The 15148-nt window shown below is 47.1% G+C and carries 13 protein-coding genes; 3 read left to right on the forward strand and 10 right to left on the reverse strand.

The window, feature by feature from the left end; all coding sequences use genetic code 11:
* Nucleotides 1-120: 120 nt before the first annotated feature.
* From ACZ5XY_RS06065 to ACZ5XY_RS06105, 9 genes are all read right to left on the reverse strand, one after another.
* Nucleotides 121-1368, reverse strand: a complete 1248-nt coding sequence (locus ACZ5XY_RS06065; protein ID WP_464739911.1) for an MFS transporter — start codon at nucleotides 1366-1368, stop codon at nucleotides 121-123.
* A gap of 368 nt (nucleotides 1369-1736) precedes the next feature.
* Nucleotides 1737-1985: a (Na+)-NQR maturation NqrM gene (gene nqrM / locus ACZ5XY_RS06070; RefSeq protein ID WP_464739913.1), complete on the reverse strand. Its 249-nt coding sequence runs from the start codon at nucleotides 1983-1985 to the stop codon at nucleotides 1737-1739.
* Nucleotides 1986-2206: 221 nt separating this feature from the next.
* The gene (locus ACZ5XY_RS06075; protein ID WP_464739915.1) at nucleotides 2207-3301 is read right to left on the reverse strand and encodes an FAD:protein FMN transferase; all 1095 of its coding nucleotides are present in this window, start codon (nucleotides 3299-3301) and stop codon (nucleotides 2207-2209) included.
* A gap of 107 nt (nucleotides 3302-3408) precedes the next feature.
* Nucleotides 3409-4644 carry an NADH:ubiquinone reductase (Na(+)-transporting) subunit F gene (gene nqrF, locus ACZ5XY_RS06080; protein WP_464739917.1) on the reverse strand — a complete coding sequence of 412 codons (1236 nt, stop codon included), beginning with the start codon at nucleotides 4642-4644 and terminating at the stop codon, nucleotides 3409-3411.
* 43 nt (nucleotides 4645-4687) lie between these two features.
* A complete protein-coding gene (nqrE, locus tag ACZ5XY_RS06085; protein ID WP_464739919.1) occupies nucleotides 4688-5296 on the reverse strand; it encodes an NADH:ubiquinone reductase (Na(+)-transporting) subunit E in 609 nt (202 codons plus the stop codon).
* The gene (locus ACZ5XY_RS06090) at nucleotides 5296-5967 is read right to left on the reverse strand and encodes an NADH:ubiquinone reductase (Na(+)-transporting) subunit D (protein WP_464739921.1); all 672 of its coding nucleotides are present in this window, start codon (nucleotides 5965-5967) and stop codon (nucleotides 5296-5298) included. Before ACZ5XY_RS06090 ends, nqrE begins: the two co-directional genes overlap by 1 nt.
* The gene (locus tag ACZ5XY_RS06095; RefSeq protein ID WP_464739923.1) at nucleotides 5960-6853 is read right to left on the reverse strand and encodes a Na(+)-translocating NADH-quinone reductase subunit C; all 894 of its coding nucleotides are present in this window, start codon (nucleotides 6851-6853) and stop codon (nucleotides 5960-5962) included. The genes ACZ5XY_RS06090 and ACZ5XY_RS06095 overlap by 8 nt, the downstream gene beginning before the upstream one ends.
* Nucleotides 6834-8069 (reverse strand): NADH:ubiquinone reductase (Na(+)-transporting) subunit B, encoded by a 1236-nt coding sequence (locus ACZ5XY_RS06100; protein WP_464739925.1) that lies wholly within the window; start codon nucleotides 8067-8069, stop codon nucleotides 6834-6836. Before ACZ5XY_RS06100 ends, ACZ5XY_RS06095 begins: the two co-directional genes overlap by 20 nt.
* 5 nt (nucleotides 8070-8074) lie before the next feature.
* Nucleotides 8075-9427: a Na(+)-translocating NADH-quinone reductase subunit A gene (locus ACZ5XY_RS06105; protein ID WP_464739927.1), complete on the reverse strand. Its 1353-nt coding sequence runs from the start codon at nucleotides 9425-9427 to the stop codon at nucleotides 8075-8077.
* A 616-nt stretch (nucleotides 9428-10043) separates the two neighbouring features.
* On the opposite strand from ACZ5XY_RS06105, the gene hisA reads away from it, so the two are divergent.
* From hisA to ACZ5XY_RS06120, 3 genes are all read left to right on the forward strand, one after another.
* Nucleotides 10044-10784: a 1-(5-phosphoribosyl)-5-[(5-phosphoribosylamino)methylideneamino]imidazole-4-carboxamide isomerase gene (gene hisA, locus ACZ5XY_RS06110; RefSeq protein ID WP_464739928.1), complete on the forward strand. Its 741-nt coding sequence runs from the start codon at nucleotides 10044-10046 to the stop codon at nucleotides 10782-10784.
* Between the two features lie 96 nt (nucleotides 10785-10880).
* Nucleotides 10881-12341, forward strand: coding sequence for a mechanosensitive ion channel domain-containing protein (locus tag ACZ5XY_RS06115; protein WP_464743795.1), 1461 nt, complete (start codon nucleotides 10881-10883; stop codon nucleotides 12339-12341).
* A gap of 81 nt (nucleotides 12342-12422) precedes the next feature.
* Nucleotides 12423-12683, forward strand: coding sequence for a hypothetical protein (locus tag ACZ5XY_RS06120; protein WP_464739930.1), 261 nt, complete (start codon nucleotides 12423-12425; stop codon nucleotides 12681-12683).
* Between the two features lie 98 nt (nucleotides 12684-12781).
* Here the strand turns inward: ACZ5XY_RS06120 and rnr are convergent, their stop codons facing one another.
* Nucleotides 12782-15040: a ribonuclease R gene (gene rnr, locus ACZ5XY_RS06125; protein ID WP_464739932.1), complete on the reverse strand. Its 2259-nt coding sequence runs from the start codon at nucleotides 15038-15040 to the stop codon at nucleotides 12782-12784.
* Between the last annotated feature and the right edge of the window lie 108 nt (nucleotides 15041-15148).

The following is a 15148-nucleotide window of genomic DNA, read 5'->3' on the forward strand; positions in this document are numbered from 1 at the left end:
AACCACGAAAAATTAAAAAGCTTGCGGTTAGTTTAGCAAATAAAAAAGCGCTTGCCTCATTCAAGCGTAACGCATTGTGAATGAAGCAACCGCTTAATATTAAGTTAACATAACTTTTGCTTAAATCGGTTTACCATCGACCATGACCGGACGGCAAACCAGCCAAGCTAACCAAATATTAATTGCCATAAATGCCAGCATCACCAAAATCGGCGTGTTCCAATTGCCCGTAAGCTCATGCAAAAATCCGGTTCCTAAAGGTCCAAAAAACGCCAGAACATAACCGACCCCTTGCGCCATTCCGGACAATTCACTGGCTTGATTGGTGGTATAAGTTCGCATAGAAAACAGCATCATACTCAAAGTAAAAATCGCCGAGCAGCCAAGCCCCATCATCCCCGACCAAACCAGCGCCCAACTTGGCGATAAATACCCCAGCCCCAAAACGCCAATAAAATTGAGCACCGAGGCTAAAATAGCCAAAGCGCGAATCGGGCGACCACGGTTAATCAGCCACGTTAAGGTAATGATAGAAACCGGCGCCATAAACTGGAACATCGACCCCATTTGACCGGCGGTTTTGGCGTCCAATCCGCGGCTAATCCAAATCAAGGGTAAAAAACTTGCCACCGTATAAAACAGCAAGGATTGAATTCCCATAAAAATGGCAATTTGCCAAGCAAACGCCGAGCGCCAAACCGAAACTTGCGGCGCAGCTTCCGAGCCAATCGCTTGATTTTGAGTTAACGCGCCCAATTTTACCCGCATCATCACCCAAACGATGAGCGCGGCAATACCCAAAATTCCCCAACCGCCAATTGCCCATTGCCAGCCGACAAACTCCGATAATGGCAGCACCACCCCCGAAACCAGCCCTGCCGTCACCGTCATCGTTAAGCTAAATATTCCGGTCACCAGCGGAATATGATTCGGCGTTCGCTGCTTAATCACGGGCGCGGCAAGGGTATTGGCAAAGCCGACTGCAAGGGTTAACAAGAGCGTTCCGGTTAAAAAGCCGCCCCACGTTGGCACAATGGCGCGGATAAAAATCCCAACGGTCAACAGCGCAATCATCACAATCAGCGTATTGTCAATGCCAAAGCGCTTGCCAATGGCGGGGGATATCAGCGCCCCGACTGCAAAGGTCAGCATCGGCACCGCACCCAGCCAACCGATTTGGATTTCGCTGATGTTCAGCGCCTCTTGAATCACCGGCGCCATGGAGCCAAGCAGCACGATTTGCGAGCGCATGTTGGTGCCAAGCAGCACCATCGCGCAAATCACCAACCAAAAAACAAATTTGCCTGAGGGAAACTTTGATTTTTGCTCATCTACAGGCTTAGACGGCAAATCAGCAGAGGTGGTCATGGCAGCACAACTATTAAAATAAAAAAGGACAGGCCAAGGATTCGCAGGTGGCTGCAAAAACCCAACCCAAAACAGAATACCAATTGGTATTAAAAGACAATAGATTGTATTGCTGCGACTTAAAATAAGCAATCGCGGCACACGTTTTAGACGATTAAAAGCCCTTAACTTAAAAATAAACGTTAAGGTCAGATTAAGAAACCACAATAAGAAATCAGCAGCTCAGCAACAAGGCTAAATAATGCCAAGCTTATAAACTAAGACTTAACGGCATTATAAGGTCAATATCTGCCTGATAGTATCAGCAAATAGTAACCGCCGTATAAACGACTTTTAAGCGTTAGCCGTAAAAATTCTCGGTTGGGAACTTACTTAGCAGGTGTTCCAAGCTCGGCCGCTTTTAGCGCCGTTTGTTGCTGCTCATCTTTTAACGATTCGCATTTGTTCGGGTCATTGCCACAAAATTGACAATGGGTGTCGCCCATCAATGCCGCCACCCCGCCGCAAGAGCCTTTTAGCGGCTGTTTTTTTACCATATAGCCGATGCCCATAAAGATAAAAAACAGCAAAAACACCCCAAAGCTGATGGCAAGCATAACAAGTAATTGGCTAAGCATAAGGTAACCTCGCGGTTATTTAATGATATCTGATATTATAGCAAAATTTGGCTGGCGCGTCTTAACGGGCTTACAAAGCTTTGATTTTGCTATAGTTAAAATAGTTGCTATTTTTAAAGACGCTCAACTGGGATAAATTTTTTTACTTGCTGTTCGTAATCTCACAGAGGCGGCAAAAAATTCATCCCAGCATCGCGGTATTCCTTTTAAGACAGCTAAAATTAGAGTTTTTTATCCGCTCGCAGTTGTTTCATCGCCGCCGTTTCGACCACCTGCCAGTCGCTAAGGTCATCCTCGCCCGATTTTGTCGCGTCATGAATGATAAATAGCGCGGCAATGTGTTGCTGATGGGCGGTTTTTAGCGCCTTTTCATACGGCATGGCGGTAAGCGCGGTTGCCCAAGCATCAGCTAGCGCCACTGATTTTGCGGCGACCGTCACTGAGGGCGCGCCGCCAGCAATGGGCGAGCCGGTTGTTGGGTCAATGGTATGGCTAAAGCGCTGATTGTTAAACATCACCGAGTTGCGGTAATTGCCGGACGTTGCCAAATGCAATTGGTTATTTTGCGAGGTTGGCTGACGGATGGAGGCGATGGTTTGCCGTTTGCTGACCGTACTGCCGACAATGGGCGCGTCAATGGCGATTTGCCACGGTTTTAATTGTTGATTGACGCCGGACGTTGCCACCTCGCCGCCGATTTCAACCATATAATTGTGGATGTTGTGGCTGTCTTTAAGAACTTCAGCAATGACATCAACGCCATAGCCTTTTGCCACCGCTGAAAAATCAAGGCTCACGCCATCTTTGGATTTATAAATGGCGTTGTCTTGTTGAATGACGGCATCAAAGTCAACCAAGGCTTTGGCTTTGGCGATTTCCTCTTTGGATGGCGGACTTTGCAAACGCTCAACGGTCATGGTTTTACCAAAGCCCCAAGTTTCCACCAACGGCATCACCGTTGGGTCAAACGCCCCGCCTGACTGCTGATACACTTGCCTTGAGACGTTTAGCACATGGCTAAAATCAGGGTCAATGGTGATGGGCGTATTTTTACCCAAGCGGTTAAATTTGGAAATGGTTGCCTCATCGATGTAGGTGGACATGCTGGCGTTAATTTGCGCCAAGCGATCATCAACTTCCTTTTGAATCGCCGCCTCGCTCACGCCGTCTGGCAACTGATAGCTGATATGATAGCTGGTTCCCATGGTTTCCCCCGTTAAATAGTGATATTCAGGGGATTTTTGGCAAGCGCTGAGTAGGGAAGTGGTAGCAAGGGTAAAACTTACCAAAGCAGTTTTTATTGAAAAATTTTTCATAACGATGACCTAAGTCAAAAAAAAATAAAAAAAAGAGCGCCAATGCTGACGTTGACGCTCCGTTGTTTTATTTCCAATATTATTTTTAATCGTATTAATTTTAAAAATTAGCCGCCAAAGTCATCAAGCAAGATATTTTCATCTTCAACGCCAAGGCTATGCAGCATGTCAATTACCGCCGCGTTCATAACCGGAGGCCCACACATGTAGAACTCACAGTCCTCAGGGTTTGGATGGTCTTTGAGATATTCTTCATAAAGCACGTTGTGAATAAAGCCGGTGTAGCCTTCCCAGTTGTCCTCAGGGAGCGGGTCGGAGAGCGCCACGTGCCATTCAAAGTTATCAAACTCTTTTTCAAGCGAGTCGTAATCTTCCACGTAAAACATCTCGCGGATCGAGCGCGCGCCATACCAAAAGCTGATTTTGCGCTTGGAATTGATGCGTTTTAGCTGGTCAAAAATGTGCGATCGCATCGGTGCCATGCCAGCGCCGCCGCCGATAAAGATCATTTCAGCGTTGGTATCTTTGGCAAAAAATTCGCCATAAGGTCCTGAAACGGTGACTTTATCCCCCGGTTTTAAGCTAAACACCCAAGATGACATTTTACCCGGTGGGATGCCATCGCCGCCGCGTGGTGGGGGACTGGCGATACGGATGTTAAACTTGATGATGCCTTTTTCTTCAGGGTAGTTTGCCATTGAATAGGCGCGAACCACCGGCTCATCGACTTTGGACACGTATTTGAAGACGCCAAATTTTTCCCAATCTTCGCGGTATTCTTCCGCAATATCAAAGTCTTTATAGTGAACTTCGTGCGGCGGCGCTTCTAATTGAACATAACCACCGGCGCGGAAATTGACCGCTTCACCTTCAGGAATTTTAAGTACCAATTCTTTAATAAAGGTCGCCACGTTGTCGTTGGAGATGACCTCACATTCCCATTTTTGAACGTCAAAAAACTCAGGGTCAATCTCAATTTTCATATCTTGCTTGACGGCTACCTGACACGCCAAGCGCAAATGGTCGCGGATTTCGCCTTGGGTAAAATGACCTTCTTCGGTCGGCAAAATCGAGCCGCCACCTTCAATCACGCGGCAGCGGCACTGAGCACAAGTTCCGCCACCACCGCAAGCCGACGACAAAAAGATGCCTTCGCTTGCCAAGGTTTGCAAAAGCTTACCGCCGGCTGCGGTCACCACGTCATTGTCGGGATTATCATTGATATGGATGGTCACGTCACCTGAGCTGACCAATCTTGAGCGCGCCATCAAAATAATGGCAACAAAGCTCATGATAATCACCGTGAACATGGCAACGCCACCAATCGCCGTAGCATAATCCATGAATGTATCCTTAATTTATATCTATAAATAAATGAAAGCTTGTTTAAATGGACATCCCGCCAAACGACATAAAGCCAAGTGACATCAGTCCTACGGTGATAAAGGTAATCCCAAGACCACGAAGGGGTGCTGGGATATCCGAGTATTTGAGCTTCTCTCTGATGCCAGCAAGCGCGGTAATCGCAATTGCCCAACCAAGTCCTGCGCCAACCCCGTAAACCACCGATTCGCCAAATTGATAATCGCGCTCAACCATAAACAATACCCCGCCCATGATGGCGCAGTTGACCGTAATCAGTGGCAAAAAGATGCCAAGCGCGTTGTATAAACTTGGCACAAACTTATCAAGGAACATCTCCAAGATTTGAACCACTGCGGCAATCAAGCCGATATAGCTCAGTAGCCCCAAAAAGCTTAAATCAATATCAGGGAAGCCTGCCCAAGCAAGCGCGCCGTCTTTTAAGATAAATTGATACAATAAATTGTTCAAAGGTACGGTGATGCTCATCACCACCACCACCGCGATGCCAAGACCGATGGCGGTCGATACTTTTTTGGAAACTGCTAAAAAAGTACACATCCCCAAAAAGTAAGCCAGCGCCATGTTTTCAATGAAAACGGAGGTAATAAATAAACTGACGTAATGTCCCATTAGTGACCGCCCCCTTGAACCATGCCTTTAGATTGCGGCTTGATGACAAATTCTGCCTCCTCAACCTGCTCAGGCTTCCAAATTCGGATAATAACGATAAACAGCGCAATGATAAAAAACGCCGATGGTGGCAGCAGTAATAGCCCGTTTGGCAAATACCAACCGCCATCTGTCGTCGGCTGCAAAAGGGTAATGCCAAACCAGCTTCCTGCACCCAAAAGCTCGCGGATACTGGCAACAAATAACAATACCGCCGAGTAGCCCATGCCGTTACCAATGCCATCTAAAAAGCTTGAGATTGGCGGGTTACTCATGGCAAACGCTTCCGCGCGACCCATCACGATACAGTTGGTGATGATAAGCCCCACAAATACCGATAAGCCTTTACTCACGTCATAAGCGACCGCTTTTAAGATTTGGTCAACAACGATAACTAAGGAGGCAATAATCGTCATCTGAACGATAATTCGGATGCTCGATGGGATATTTTTGCGGATAATGGAGATAAAAAAGCTTGAAAACGCGGTGACCAGCGTTAGCGCCACACACATCACCAAAGCGTTAGCGACGCTTGTGGTGACCGCAAGCGCCGAACAAATCCCAAGGATTTGCAGCGCAATCGGATTGTTGTCAAAAATGGGCGTCAGTAAAATGCCCTTAGTATCAGCCATGAGTTGCCTCCTTGCCTTGAGCGTGATGCTCGTTGCTTGGTTGAGTCGCTGCTTGATTTTGACTTGATCTGCTGTCTTTATTTAAGCTAGTGCCGCTTTGCTTGCGCAAATAGTCCAAATACGGCTTGTAGCCTTGGTCGCCAAGCCAAAACTGAATCATATTACTGACCCCGCGGCTGGTTAAGGTGGCGCCGCTGATGCCATCGACCCAGTTGTCTTTGGGGTTACCCGCTTTGGTGACGCCGGTTGCGACATTGCCATTTTCATCGTAAGAGTGAATGCCATGCCACATTGCGCGCCATTTTGGCTCTTCAATCAGCGCCCCAAGACCAGGGGTTTCTTTATGGTCGTAAAAGCTGATGCCTTTGATGGTGTTTAAATCGCTCTCCAAAGTCAAAAAGCCATAAATCGTGCCCCAAAGCCCGTAACCTTGAATGGGAAGCACGACCAATTCAGGATTTCCCGACGCGTCATTTTTCACATAAACTTTGGCATATTTGGGCTTACGACCGATGCTGGCAGGGTCATTGGCGCCCAAATCTTCGCTTAATGCTTTATTTTTGGTTGCTTGACTTGCGTCATAAGCATTGCGGTCAGGAATGCCCACTTTTTTAAGTTCTTCATCGGTCAAATAATTGCCGGCGTTTAAATCGACAATTTCAACCTTAAAGTCTTCAAAGCGTTTTGCCACATCGGCGTTGGTGTCTTTTTCGGCATCAAACATGCCGGCTGCGACCAAGATGTTTTTATTGCGGTCAAGGCGCGCATTTTCGACTTGGGCAGGCTTGAGTCCCACCGCCGCCGCCGACACCAATATTGAGCACACCAAGCACAGCACGAGCGCCACGCTGATGGTTTTCATATTGTTACTTTTGGGCTTGGACATAGCGCATCCTCCGTGCCGTTTGGCGTTTGATGTTGGCTTGGGTGACAAAATAGTCGAAAAGCGGAGCGAACAAGTTGGCAAATAAAATGGCCAGCATGATGCCCTCAGGGAAGGCAGGGTTGACCACGCGGATCAGCACCGTCATAAAGCCAATTAAAATGCCATAAGCCCAGCGACCTTTGTTGGTATGCGCCGCCGATACTGGGTCGGTTGCCATAAATACCGCCCCAAACGCAAAGCCGCCAAGCACCAAATGCCAATAAAATGGCATGTTCATCATCAAATTTTCTTCAGAGCCAACAAGGTTAAATACCAGTGAGGTGGCAATCAAGCCGACCACGCAGCCTGCCATAATCCGCCATGACGCAATCCGCGTCCAAAGCAAAAATACCGCGCCAATTAAAATAGCAAGGGTGGACACCTCGCCAATACTGCCTTGGATATTGCCTAAAAACGCATCTGTCCAAGTGATGGCATTGCCATAAGCATCGGTGAATTTATCAGGAGGGACCCCAAGCGCAGCAAGCCCTAAAGGCGTGGCACCTGAGAAACCATCAACCGCCGTCCAAATGGAGTCGCCTGACATATACGCAGGATAGGCAAAATATAAAAACGCGCGACCCGATAAGGCAGGGTTAAGAAAGTTTTTGCCCGTGCCGCCAAAGACTTCTTTGGCAACAACCACGCCAAAGGTAATCCCAAGCGCCACTTGCCAAAGTGGAATATCCGGCGGCAAACATAACGCAAACAGCACCGAGGTGACAAAAAAGCCTTCGTTGACCTCATGACCGCGAACCACCGCAAAGATGATTTCGCATAAAATCCCCACCAAAAAGGTCACCGCATAAATCGGTAAAAACTGCATCGCGCCATAAACAAAGCACGCCCAAATGCTGTCTGGATTGTAGCCAACCATCGAGGTTATCACCGTTCGCCAACCTTCAGGCTGAAGCCCCAATTGGGCAATGGCGGTTAAGGCTTGATGACCGATGTTATACATTCCCCAAAACATCGCCGGAAACGTACAAAGCCAAACGGTAATCATAATCCGTTTTAAATCAATACCATCGCGAACGTGCGAAGAGGCGAACGTCGTCGAGCTTGGCTGGCGCAAAAAGGTATCAAACATCTCATAGATGGCATAATATTTTTCGTGCTTGCCGCCTTTGCTGAACGATGGTTCCATTTTGTCGAACATATTGTGTAAAAATTTCATCGTCATCAGCCCTCAAGCTCAATTCGCGTTAAATTGTCGCGCAAAATGTCGCCAAACTCATATTTTCCCGGTGACACAAAGGTGCAAAGTGCCAAATCCTCTTCATCAAGCTCAAGCGCGCCTAAATCCACAGCGGTGACGATGTCCTCGACAATCAGCGCCCGCAAAAGCTGAGTCGGCAAATAATCTTGCGGCATCACCTCCTCAAACGTACCAATTGGCACCATTGCTCGCGGTGAGCCATTGGTTGAGGTGGTAAAATTGTACTTTTTGCGGCTAAAAAACTGCGACACATAAATGGGCAGTTTTGAAAAACGGTTGCTTCCGGCACTTAAAAAGTGAAATGCAGGGCGCTCATAGCCTTCAGTCAGAGCGCTGATTTGGTCGTGAAAACGTCCTAAATATTCGGTATTTCTTGCAACTTTACGACCCGAGAGCACCGATCCTGAAATTAAACGATTGTCACCGGCGATCAGCTCATTGTTAGCAAGAGCAACGATATTCGCGCCGCGCTCAGTGGCAACCAATCGCGGATTTTTGACCGAAGGTCCTGCAAGGCTGACTAAGCGTTTGGTATAAAGCCGTCCGGTGGTGAATAATTTACCAATGGCAATCACGTCTTGATAGCCAATTGTCCAAACACTCACCCCGCGAGCAATTGGATGCAAAAAGTGAATGTGCGTGCCAACAAGCCCTGCCGGATGCTTTCCTGCAAAGCTGTGATATTCGGTGACATTATTGGGCGCAGTTTTGGTGATTTTTGGCAAATTGGCTGCGGCTTCATGACAAACGAACGTCTTTGGGCTTAAGGTAGATAATACCGCTAAGCCATCATTAAACGCATTTAATTCATCATTGATAAGCAGCATGGGGTCAACGGCTAATGGATTGGTATCCATGGCGTTGACAAAAATAGCATGGGGGCGAGCGCCAATATCAGGAGTTCGGCTAAACGGGCGCGTCCGAAACGCCGTCCACTCGCCTGAAATGATGAGCTGAGATTCAACCGTTTGCGCGTCAAGGTCAGCAAGCGCTTGGGAATTGAACTGATTAAAGGTGATTTCGTCGCCGTTTGGGTCGACCGCAATCACCAAGCTTTCAAACACTCGGCGAGCGCCGCGATTGATGGCGACCACTTTTCCGGCGGCAGGCGCGGTATAAATGACCCCGACCCGTTTTTTATCTTCAAAAACAGGCTGACCTTTAGCGACCACATCGCCTTCTTTGACATTCATGGTAGGTTTCATCCCTACAAAATCATAGCCAATCAGGGCGACTTGAGCAGGTCTGTGCTCAAAGATCTCGCGGGAGGGTTCACCGCTAATCGGCAAATCCAGACCTTTTTTAATGGTAATCATAAGCGAAAACTTAGTCCATAGTCTAAAACGATACCAATCGACCTTGAATGGTATGACTCAGTAATAGACAAAAGCGGCGCTCAATGGCTTGACTGATCAGCCCATTAAGACAAGTTTCGCTTAAAAATTACTGCAAATAAGAATATTAACGCTGACCTTAGACTCCTTAACAACACGTTAATGTCTTAATCCATAACCAAAAGGTGACTGGCTACCAAGATGATGACGGCATTTAGTTTACCTCGACTTTCTCAATTGAAGCTTTGACCAAAATCAGGCAAAATAAGCCCTAAGCCATCATTGTTGTAACAATTAAAATTTGTAACCCGCTAAAAAAGTCATTTTAAGCAGATTTAGCCTTACAAAAAGGATGCAAAACGACACAATAACGACTACTTTAACGCATTTTCGTACAAATTTTCCTAAAGATTATACGCTAACTTAACCTAAAATTGCCAGTTTGTTAGCAACTTCAAACGTATTTTTTGCAACCAAAGGTAAGAAATTAACCTCATACCAGTTGGTCAGAGGCTTGGCAATTGCTTGAAATAATTAGTAAATTTTTTTGACTTTTATAAAAAACATTATGTCTATATTGATAAAATAAGGGTTTGGTATGACTAAAGCGCCAGTGATTATTCCGGCTATTGATTTAAAAGATGGCAAATGCGTTCGCCTAAAGCAAGGTCGGATGGAAGACGACACCGTATTTTCGGACAATCCGGTAGCGATGGCAGCGCGCTGGGTCAAAGAAGGCGCGCGCCGACTGCATTTGGTGGATTTAAACGGTGCGTTTGATGGCGTTCCTGTTCACAAGCGCGTGGTTCAAGACATTGCCAAAGCCTACCCAAAGTTGCCGATTCAGCTTGGCGGCGGCGTTCGCACCATGGCAACCATCGAGCAGTATATTGACGCCGGACTGACCTACATCATCATCGGCACTAAAGCGGTTGAAGACCCTGACTTTGTGGCTGAGGCTTGCCGCGAGTTTGCCGGTCACATCATCGTCGGCATTGATGCCAAAGACGGCTTGGTGGCAACTCACGGTTGGGCAAACGTCACCGACACCCGCGCCACCGAGCTTGCCAAGCGCTTTGCTGATGTGGGCGTCTCCTCCATCGTTTATACCGACATTGCCCGCGATGGCATGATGCAAGGGGTGAACGTCGAGCAAACCGTCAATTTAGCTCGTGAAGGTGGCTTGCCGGTTATTGCTTCAGGCGGCGTCACCGACATGCAAGATATTAAATTGCTCAAGCCTTTTGGTGCCGAGCTTGAAGGCATTATTACTGGTCGCGCCATTTATGAAGGGACGCTTGATTTGGGTGAGGCGCAAAGCTATTTAGACCGTGAATAACGACCTAAATAATTAATTGACCTTATGAAAAAAGGCGCGCTGACGGCTAAATTTTTGGCATCATGGCTTAGCTTAGGGGTAGTTATCCTAAGCTTAATGACCGTATTGCCAAAAACTGCCTTTGCCGAAAATGATGTCATCTCCGACACCGCCGCCGCCCTTGGGGTTCCGCTTCCTGCGACCAAAGACGCCAAAGCTGAGCGCAACTTGCCGGTCATCAGCGGCGAGTCCACCAACAATGAAAAAATCGAAACCCTGCCCAGTCCGCAAAAAGACCAAGACATTAAAAACCGCATCAGTGGCATTTTTTCTGAAATCGACGGCTTGCAAGCGGTCACCATTGAGGTCAGTAAAGGCGTGGTTCGCTTAGGCGGCGAAACCCCCAACGAAAAAAAAGCCCAACAAGCCATCAATATCACCAACCGCTTAACTGATGTGGTCACTGTTGAGGACCGAATCAGCCGAACCCTTGACGTTCAAGATAACGTCTCAACGGTATTTAATGGCTTAAAACATCAATTGCAAACGCTGATTAAGGCGTTACCGCTGCTCATTGTTGGTCTCATTTTATTTATTTTGGTGGCAGGATTTGGGCGTTGGCTATCAAATCGGCAAGCGCTTTGGCAGCGAATTACGCCCAATCCTTTTGTTGCCGAAGTCGTCTCGCAGCTGGTCAAAATTGTCTTTATCATTTTAGGTTTGATATTAGCATTGAGCTTAATTGGCGCGGAAACCATTTTAGGAACGCTGCTTGGCGGCGCAGGGGTGATTGGCATTGCTGTTGGCTTTGCCATTAAAGATACCATTGAAAACTATATTTCCTCCTTGATGCTCAGTATTCGGCAACCCTTTCGCGCCCGTGACCACATCAAAATCAATGGTCAAGAAGGCATTGTGGTTCGCCTAACCTCACGAGCCACCATTTTGATGACCCTTGATGGCAACCAACTGCGGATTCCAAACGCTGAAGTGTTTAAAGGGACGATTTTAAATTTCACCAAAAATCCGGAGCGCCGATTTAGCTTTCGCCTTGGTATCAATAGCAATGATGACCCGCTTGCGGCGATGAAAGTTGGTCTTGATGCCATCAAAGCGCTTGATTTTGTCCTTGAAAAGCCCAAAGCCATTGCCATTATTGTTGAGGTCGGCGACGCCAGTACGGTTTTGGAATTTTTAGTTTGGGTCAACCAATCGACGACCGATTTTACCAAAGCCCGCAGCATTGCCATTCGCGAAGCCAAGCATGCCATTGAAAATGAAGGCTTTAATTTACCAGAGCCAATTTACCGCTTGCGCTTTAATAAAAGCCTTGAAAAATCGCTTGAGCAATGGTCAAAACAAGACTTATCAACACCCTTAACGACTGAGGCGCAAACGCTTGATGACCAAGCCAAGCAGCAAGCTCGAGCCCGCGCCAAGCAAGTGCTCAGCTGCCAAAATGCCGCTGAAGTTCTTGATGCCAGTGCGGACAATAGGCTGCTTGAAAAGGTCGATGAAGAAATTGCCAACGCGCCCAACGAAACCGATTTGCTCAATAAAAACAGTCCGCAAGAATGAACAAAAGGGGCGTTCAAAACTCGGCATGAATCCTGCAACAACGCTGAGAAGACTAAATTATCGTTGTTCAAGGATAAATGAATGCCAATCAAGCCGATTATTATTGCAAGCCTTATTGCCATCGTTCTGCTTGCCGGATTTAACCTCATTAGCAATCAGCGCCATAACAGTCAGCGAACCGCAATGTTAAGCGAAACCGCCCAGTCTGACGCGCCAACGGTGGCGCAAAATGATACGCCACTTGGTCAGCAGCCAAAAGCCATTCTTGATGACGCCAATCGCAAAATTAACACCGCTGAACAGCAAAGCGAGCAGCAACTTGCCGCCGCTGACCAAGAATAATTTTTCATTTAAAAATTTTCAAAACTTAATTGCCATAAAAAAGCCCACAATGTTGTGAGCTTTTTTAGGTTAAGCAGATTTTATTTAAAGCAATAAAATTAGCCTTTTCTGCCTTTAGGCTTATCATTTTTATCTACTTTATCATGGCTGCGTTTGCGCTTTTTTTTTGATTGGTTCATTTGACTTGATTGGAGTTTAGCAACCAATTCAAAATCAATTTGCAATAAGTCCATGTTCACGCCAGCAACTTTTACCCGAACCAAGTCACCAAGACCAAAGATTTTGCCATAATCTTGACCAATAAGCTGCTGCTGCTTTTCATCAAAGACGAAATAATCGTCGCCAACGTTAGAAATATGCACCAAGCCATCAATAAATAAATCGGTTAAGGTGACAAATAAGCCAAAATTGGTCACCGTAGTGACAACGCCGTCAAACTCTTCACCGATGTGGTCTTTCATGTAATGACATTTGAGCCACGATTCAACAAAGCGGGAGGCTTTTTCGGCTCGGCGCTCGGTATCGGAGGTTTGCGTTCCGGCTTCCACTAAGTTAAAGTTCATCACCGGCTGCTTGGCTCCCGTGACTTTGGCTTTAATGGCACGATGCAGCATCAAATCCGGATAGCGGCGAATTGGCGAGGTAAAGTGGCTGTACTCGTCGTAAGCCAAGCCAAAATGACCGATGTTATCAGGCGCGTAGTTTGCTTGCATCATTGAGCGCAAAAGCATACTGTGAATGCTCACCGCATCAGGGCGGTCTTTAGTCGCCTCAATAATACGCTGATAATCCGCTTGCGTTGGGCTTTCTTGTGGGAAGCTTAAGCCAAAGTTTTTGGCGTACTCATGGATTTTAAGCGATTTTTCGCTATCTGGCTTATCATGGTTGCGATAAAGCACGGGAAGCTCATTTTTTAAGGCAAAGTTTGCCGCACTGGTATTGGCAAGCAGCATACACTCTTCAATCAGTTTATGAGCATCGCCGCGCGTTCTTGGAACGATGTCTTTAATCCCGCCTTCCTCATCAAACTCGATTAACGTTTCAACTGTCTCAAATTCCATGGCGTGACGTTCTTCGCGTTTTTTCAATAGCAATTCGTAAAGCTGATGCAGCGTATCGACCGATTTTTTAACCGCTTTATTTCCGGTTAATGACTTAGGAATGCTGTCGTCTTTTGGATTGTCAAAATAAGCATTCACTTGGTTATAAGTCAGCCTTGCCTGCGAGTGCATCACCGCCGGATAAAACTCATAACCGGTGACGTTGCCGGCGCGCGAGACTTTAATATCAGCCACCATACATAAGCGGTCAACGTCAGGATTGAGCGAGCAAAGCCCGTTTGACAGCACTTCAGGAAGCATGGGAATCACGCGGTGCGGAAAATAAACCGACGTTCCGCGCTCAAAGGCATCATGGTCAAGCGGCGAGTTTGGCGTGACGTAATGGCTGACATCGGCAATGGCAACGAGAACGCGAAAGTTACCGCCGCTGCGTTTTTCGGCAAAAACGGCATCGTCAAAGTCGCGAGCATCTTCGCCATCGATGGTGATGAGCGGAATATCGCGCAAATCAACGCGACCTGCCAGCTCTTTTTTGCTGGGTTCTTGGTAGCTGTTGGCTTGGTCAAGCGCCGCTTGGCTAAACTCTGCCGGAATATCGTAGTTGAGCAATGTCGTTTCAATAATCAATTCACGGTCATTGTCATCATTTAATACTTCAGTGATTTTACCAGTGGCAAACTCATGCTGATTTGGCCAATCGATGATGGCAACTTTGACCGGAAAGCCAATTTTGGCATTGACCGCTTGAACATTTTCTTCGGTGACCGTAATCGGCTGATGCGAATTTGGACTGCCAAGCTCAATAAAATAGCCGTCATCATCACCCGAAAGCGTTCCGATAAATTCATTTTGTTGGCGCTCAATCACTTCAACGATGCGGCCTTCGGTGCGACCGCGATTGTCCGTTGCCGTGCCAATGGCGTTGACCTTATCGCCGTTAAAGACCCAGCGCATTTGCTTTTCATGTAAAAACAAATCGGGCATGTCATCAAGAATGACAAAGCCAAAACCTTTTGCATGCGCTGATACGACTCCGGTTACCACGTCGTGCTTGGTGACCACGCGATAGCGGTAAGGTCGACCCTCACGGTTAACTTGACCATCGCGCGTCATGGCTTTTAAGCGGTTGCCAAGCGCGTCAAATTGATCCGGATCGCTGATACCAAAAATAGCCGCAAGCTCTGGATGCGTGATGTCGCTATGCTCGCCAAGCGTCGTCAAAATCAGCTCGCGGCTTGGGATCGGATTGTCATATTTTTGCGCTTCAGCTTGAGCGTTTGGATCATTCCAAGTCATAAATTACCATGTCTGTATTAATTATTGAGTCGTGTCATTTTAACACGATCCTGTCAGGATTACTTAACGCTTATCTGGATAAGCGCTAGGAGTTTTCCGGTCTTTTTA

Source organism: Psychrobacter sp. GTC18467 (assembly GCF_055397455.1).

Coding starts and splice junctions, on each gene's coding strand:
- ACZ5XY_RS06105 (WP_464739927.1), bottom strand. CDS start 9,427: ATGATTACCATTAAAAAAGGTCTGGATTTGCCGATTAGCGGTGAACCC.
- ACZ5XY_RS06115 (WP_464743795.1), top strand. CDS start 10,881: ATGACCGTATTGCCAAAAACTGCCTTTGCCGAAAATGATGTCATCTCC.
- ACZ5XY_RS06065 (WP_464739911.1), bottom strand. CDS start 1,368: ATGACCACCTCTGCTGATTTGCCGTCTAAGCCTGTAGATGAGCAAAAA.
- ACZ5XY_RS06090 (WP_464739921.1), bottom strand. CDS start 5,967: ATGGCTGATACTAAGGGCATTTTACTGACGCCCATTTTTGACAACAAT.
- rnr (WP_464739932.1), bottom strand. CDS start 15,040: ATGACTTGGAATGATCCAAACGCTCAAGCTGAAGCGCAAAAATATGAC.
- ACZ5XY_RS06075 (WP_464739915.1), bottom strand. CDS start 3,301: ATGAAAAATTTTTCAATAAAAACTGCTTTGGTAAGTTTTACCCTTGCT.
- nqrM (WP_464739913.1), bottom strand. CDS start 1,985: ATGCTTAGCCAATTACTTGTTATGCTTGCCATCAGCTTTGGGGTGTTT.
- nqrF (WP_464739917.1), bottom strand. CDS start 4,644: ATGGATTATGCTACGGCGATTGGTGGCGTTGCCATGTTCACGGTGATT.
- ACZ5XY_RS06100 (WP_464739925.1), bottom strand. CDS start 8,069: ATGAAATTTTTACACAATATGTTCGACAAAATGGAACCATCGTTCAGC.
- nqrE (WP_464739919.1), bottom strand. CDS start 5,296: ATGGGACATTACGTCAGTTTATTTATTACCTCCGTTTTCATTGAAAAC.
- ACZ5XY_RS06120 (WP_464739930.1), top strand. CDS start 12,423: ATGCCAATCAAGCCGATTATTATTGCAAGCCTTATTGCCATCGTTCTG.
- hisA (WP_464739928.1), top strand. CDS start 10,044: ATGACTAAAGCGCCAGTGATTATTCCGGCTATTGATTTAAAAGATGGC.
- ACZ5XY_RS06095 (WP_464739923.1), bottom strand. CDS start 6,853: ATGTCCAAGCCCAAAAGTAACAATATGAAAACCATCAGCGTGGCGCTC.